Raw genomic sequence first — 2,287 nt, 5'->3', positions numbered from 1 at the left:
GTGTAAAACCATGCAGACCAATAAGCAGGCAAAAAACCAGTAAAAATTTGCGGGTATTCATATAATCATTTTTTATTATTGAAAAGTTCGGACTATTTATTTAATGCGTCGCTTTTTTTCCTGATTACATGCCAGCTTTTTTTCCGGGCATAAAAAAGCCCGGATTACCGGGCTTAAAGTAGCGAGGAGCGGACTTGAACCGCCGACCTTCGGGTTATGAATCCGATGCTCTAACCAGCTGAGCTACCTCGCCTTTTGAAGCAAAATAGCCTCAAATGGAGCGCAAAAATAGAGGTTTACAGGATACCTGCAAAATTATTTCACCCGTACCAGCTTCTCTATATTTATATGGTCCACGCCCAGGGCTTCCACTTTTTCTACACCAGTAGTGGTAAGTGTGTCACCTGCAATTGTATAGGCAAGTACAAATTCACCGCCCTCCCATTCACGGATATTGAAATAATCAAGGTATTCTGTGTAAGTACTATCGCCTATTCTTACCCTGCCACCACCGGCAGCATAAGAGGCAAGGCTGTCTTTGCCTTTGTTTAGATCGTGCCGTAGAAATGAAAAATGTGTAGGACTGATAATCTTGATCATCTCCTGGCCAATGGTATAATCCGTAACCACTGTATCCTTCCCTTTTATGGTAGTACCGGATACTAATTTCCAGGTTCCGATTAAGGGAGAAGACTTGGTTACGGAAGTTTCCAGTTCCTGCTTATTACCAGCCGGTGCGGTGCAGGCATTCAGAAAAGATCCCACCAGTATAAACACCCATACATTAAAGCGCATAAAATCAATTAAATGGATAAGAAACTGCAAAATACGCTTTCCTTTTTCTTATCGATTCGCTATATACAGTTTTCTCAATACAGACAGCTTGGCGCTATCACCTGCAATTGATTCTGCGGAAAAAGGCATAACCCCCGAGGACGGGTACTTCAGCGCTGCTCTCAGCACCGTATCAAAAGATGCCGCGCTTAATTTCGAGGGTTGATCATTCCCCTGTACAATAGGCCAGAATTTTGGAGCCGAAATCCCCCCGGCCCAGGGCTGCTGCCCCAGCCAGGCCATGTAATCAGCCACCCAGCTCACCGGGCGATTTTTCATCTGATGAAACAACATAGGCGATAATACATCCGCCACCGTTGCCAGTGCCGGCAAATCAATGCCAAGGTTTTTATACAAGGCACCCTTATGTTCATGTGGCAACCAGCCACAATGAAAAATTCCCATCATTAGGCTGTCTGAATCTGCCTGGATAACCTGCTTTAACGTGGTGGCCCAATCCAACAAAACGGCAGAACGCCATTTGCGCCAAAGTGAATCCTGCTCTGCCAGGATCCATGCAGCCCTGTCGGACGTGGAACTGCCCGGCACCCGGAGCGCCCCATATTGCTCAAACAAACCGATGCAACGGTTACAAAAACAGGTTTCCGGTAAAATCGGAGCAGGCGTTTCAAATTGCGCATGCCAGTGAAAATAGTCGAGAAAAATCCCGTCTACCGAGTAGTCGGTTAGAATGCCCGACAACTCCCTTACCCGGTGGTTTTTAAACGCCGTATCCGTTGGGCAAATACCCATGAACCAATCTGCCGGCTCTGCCCGCTCACCGCTTGCAGTAATAGGCCAGGCTTCGGGATGCGCTTGCAGGTAAGTTTTCCCATTTAACACCGGAAATTCAACAAAAACCTTTACCTGCTCTGCTCGGGCGAGTTTTACAAATTCCGGCGACAATGATATTGCCCGCACAAATACGGCATTAATACCCAGCCCCGGAAAATCATAGCCCGCCTCCCAAAGCGCCGCAGGGTTTCCATACACACCTTTGATAAGATCCGGCTGCTGCACCGATGTACCGGCACCGGAACAGGAAACCAGCAACACCATAAAAAACAGTCGGTTACGCAATAAAGGCCCTGTAATATACCCGGAAAAAGACATGCTTAAAGGTAAGCATTCTAACCGCTGATAACCGCCTGCTACACTTAAGAAACGGGCTTCCATTCCATAAAATATAGATTCCGTACCTTTGTAAAATGTGGTTTAAAGACGATCCGGCATTCCATACGCTTTACCCGGTTGAGTTGTGTCAAATGGCAAGGCGCCATTGGACACCGCTGCTGGTAGCCCGGAAAGCTGCCAGATTCCTGGTTACAGCAGCCGGAGATCGAGTTTTGGATATTGGCAGCGGAGCCGGTAAGTTTTGCCTGGCAGCAGCCAAAGAATGCCCGCAGGGGCAGTTTACCGGCATTGAGCAACGCGATTACCTGGTGGGCTATGC

Annotated in this window: 2 protein-coding genes, 1 tRNA gene and 1 pseudogene; 1 reads left to right on the top strand and 3 read right to left on the bottom strand. The window is 47.6% G+C overall.

Translation table 11 applies throughout. From position 1 onward, the window contains the following. Positions 1-179: 179 nt before the first annotated feature. From A1D16_RS12055 to A1D16_RS12045, 3 genes are all read right to left on the bottom strand, one after another. Positions 180-253, bottom strand: a tRNA-Met gene (locus tag A1D16_RS12055). Between the two features lie 62 nt (positions 254-315). Next, complete coding sequence (locus A1D16_RS12050) at positions 316-795, bottom strand: hypothetical protein (protein WP_290709780.1); 480 nt, start codon at positions 793-795, stop codon at positions 316-318. A gap of 48 nt (positions 796-843) precedes the next feature. Further along, positions 844-2,010 (bottom strand): hypothetical protein, encoded by a 1,167-nt coding sequence (locus A1D16_RS12045; protein WP_290709778.1) that lies wholly within the window; start codon positions 2,008-2,010, stop codon positions 844-846. A gap of 32 nt (positions 2,011-2,042) precedes the next feature. On the opposite strand from A1D16_RS12045, the pseudogene A1D16_RS12040 reads away from it, so the two are divergent. Next, a pseudogene (locus A1D16_RS12040) lies at positions 2,043-2,287 on the top strand (methyltransferase); the annotation flags it as partial.

The organism is Flavihumibacter sp. CACIAM 22H1 (assembly GCF_001601815.1).
In the GTDB taxonomy this organism is placed as follows: Bacteria; Bacteroidota; Bacteroidia; order Chitinophagales; family Chitinophagaceae; genus Flavihumibacter.
This window is presented reverse-complemented; position numbering and strand designations above follow the sequence as displayed.